This window comes from Mesorhizobium sp. M7A.F.Ca.AU.002.02.1.1 (assembly GCF_003998535.1).
In the GTDB taxonomy this organism is placed as follows: domain Bacteria; phylum Pseudomonadota; class Alphaproteobacteria; order Rhizobiales; family Rhizobiaceae; genus Mesorhizobium; species Mesorhizobium ciceri.
This window is the reverse complement of the sequence record NZ_RZPB01000780.1, coordinates 1-2,750: the sequence shown is the minus strand read 5'-3', so window position 1 is coordinate 2,750 and position 2,750 is coordinate 1. Positions and strand designations below refer to the sequence as shown.

Below are 2,750 nucleotides of genomic sequence, written 5' to 3'. Positions count from 1 at the left end.
GGTAGAGCGAACCGTCGGAGGCGATCATCGCGCCTTTGCGGGCGAATTGATGCCTGACGCTGCCGTCGGCCAGCGTGACCGTCTCTTCGACCTCCTGAGTTTCGCCGGTGCGCAGCACGGCGAGGTCGCCATTGACGAAGGCCTCGCCATCCGGCCCGAAAATCTCGATGTCGGTCTTGCCGATGGCCTCTTCCTTGCTGAAGCCCGTCAGATCGCACCAACCCTTGTTGACATAGAACTGCCTGAGATCGGAGCGCTTGGCGTAGATCGATACCGGCACATTGTCGATCAGGCTGCGGAACACCTCGTTCTCGCGCATGCTTTCTTCCAGCGCACGCTCGCGTGCCTTGACGTCGGTGATGTCGGTGCTCGAACCGACCAGATGCACCGACCCGTCCAGCGCCACCAGGCGGCTCTTGCGGGTCATCAACTGCCGAACCGTGCCGTCGCGATGGGTGACGGGTTCCTCGACCTCCTTGACGACGCCCGTCACGGCGACTTGCGTGTCGTCATGGCTGTAGCCATCCGCGTCCTGCGCGCCGAACAACTGCCGGTCGGTGCGGCCGATGACATCCTCCTTGGCCAAGCCGGTGATCGCGCACCAGGCCTTGTTGACGAATTCGATGCTCAGGTCCTGCGCCTTGATGAAGGCGGCCACCGGCAACTCGTCCATCACATGCCGGAACAGGTCGATCTGGCGCATGGAATCGCGCAATGCCGCCTCGCGGCTCTTGATCTCGGAGATGTCGACGCGAACGCCGATGAAGGTGCCGTCGTCGGTCCGCATGTCGTAGACCTGATACCAGCGGCCATCGGGATTGTGACGCTCGTAGGAGGAACTGGGCAAGCGGTAGCGGGCGAGGATCGCGTCCAGCCAGCGGTCATGATCGCTGTCGTAGAGCTGGTCGATTTGCGGATCGCCGCTGCTGCGGAAATAGCCGTTCGCATGACCCAGCACGAGTGCTTCGCGGAATGTACAGCCGGGCTGCCACGCCGGCTTCAAGGCCGGCAGCGTATCCTGGATCTTGCGGTTGGCGAAAACGAACCTGTCGTCGCGATCGTAGATGATCACGGCGGCCGGCAAGGATTCCAGCACGCTGGCGAGATGCTTGCGTGCGTCCTGCGCCTCCGTCTCGCGGCGCTTCATGTCGGAAATGTCGAACAGGAAGCCGGCAACGTAGTTGCGGCCGCTGGCCATGCCGACGCGGCTCTTCCGGACGATGCGCGAGCGGCAGGCGCCATCGGCCTCGAAATTCTCTTCCACTTCGTACGGCCGCCCGGTGGCAAGGACGTCACGTTCGCTCTGCTCGAAAAGCGCGACAGCGTTCGTTGGGAGGAAATCGCCGCCGGGCTTGCCGAGCATGGCTTGCGGCGTCTGGCCAAACAGAGCGGCGAACGCCTCGTTGACGAAGACGAAACGCAGATGGTCGTCCTTGACGAAGATCGGATCCTTGACGGCGTTGATCACCGCTTCCGCCAGCCGCGCTTTCTCCAGCGCGTCGGCAAGTTCGGCCTCCCGGTCCTTCATGTCGGTGACGTCGACATAGGAGATCAGCCGCTTGCCGCCGGCCAGCGGCGCCATCGACGATATCAGCGTGCGGCCGTCATTGCGCGGGAACTGCCGCGATCCGGCGGTACCGGCCCTGATTTCCGCCTCGCGCTCGGCGACATGCCGCTGCCATGACGCATCGTCGGCACCAAACGGATCGATGTCGCGGCTGGCGTCCATCAGATCGCGGAAGCTGCAGCCGATCTCGGCGCGCCGGGCGTCGATCTGCCAGAAATCATAGAAAGCACGGTTGATGATCTCGGCGCGCATATCGGCGTCGAGCACGAGGACACCGATCGGCATCTGGTCGACCATTGTGCGGAGACTGGCGAAGGTCTCGGCATTCCTGGCATTGGCGTTTTTGATCTCCGCATCGCGCTGCTTGATCTCGGTGACCTCATAGTAGGTCAGCAGCCGCTTGCCCCCGGACAACGCCGTCACCGAAAACATCATCGTCCTGCCGTTGGCATGGACAAATTCGCGCGGCGCGACGGATCCGGCGCGAATCTCGTCGAGGCGAGTAGCGAGGTAGCGCTGCCATTGCTGTTCGTCGATGTCGCCATAGATGCCGCTGCGGCGGTTGAGCTCCATCAACAGGCTGAACGGAGCGCCGACGGCAACAGCGCCGTCCGGAATCCTCGAGAGGTCGCGATAGGCCTTGTTGACGATCAGCGTGTCGAGCCTGGCATCGAGAAGCACGACGCCCATATGCATGGCGTCCATCGTCCGCTCGAGGTCGGCCAGATGCTGGTCGGGCTCGCCGTCACCCGATGGTTCCCGCCCCAGACTTTTGAAGGCGCCGGCCAGAGCCGTGACGTTGCGGCCGATGCCGCGATAGCCGGCAAATCTTCCTTCGTCGTCGAACTTTGGAAAGCCTGATGTCAAAACCCAGCGACAGTCGGCGCTGCCAGCCTTGAGCTCATAGACGAAGTCGCGAAAAGGCCGGTGCGCCTGCAGATCCTCCAGATGCGCCGCGCCACTGCGATCGCCGTTCAGGACCTGGTTGAGGAAGTCGAAGCGGAACCGGCCAAGCACGTTTGCCGGATCGATGCCGGTGGCGGCCTGGTAATTTTGCGAAAGCCAGGAGAAGCGCAGTTCGGCGTCCGTTTCCCAGACCCAGTCCGAACCGGCTTCGACGAGTTGGCGAAGCGCATCGTTCGAATCCATGCAAGAGGCGGACGATGAGGCATCGTCGCCATGC

Annotated in this window: 1 protein-coding gene; it reads right to left on the bottom strand. The window is 63.1% G+C overall.

Annotated features, from left to right (window positions below; translation table 11 throughout):
- Positions 1–2,750: PAS domain-containing protein (locus EN879_RS31140; RefSeq protein WP_127274489.1), on the bottom strand; the 2,750-nt coding region annotated here is incomplete at both ends.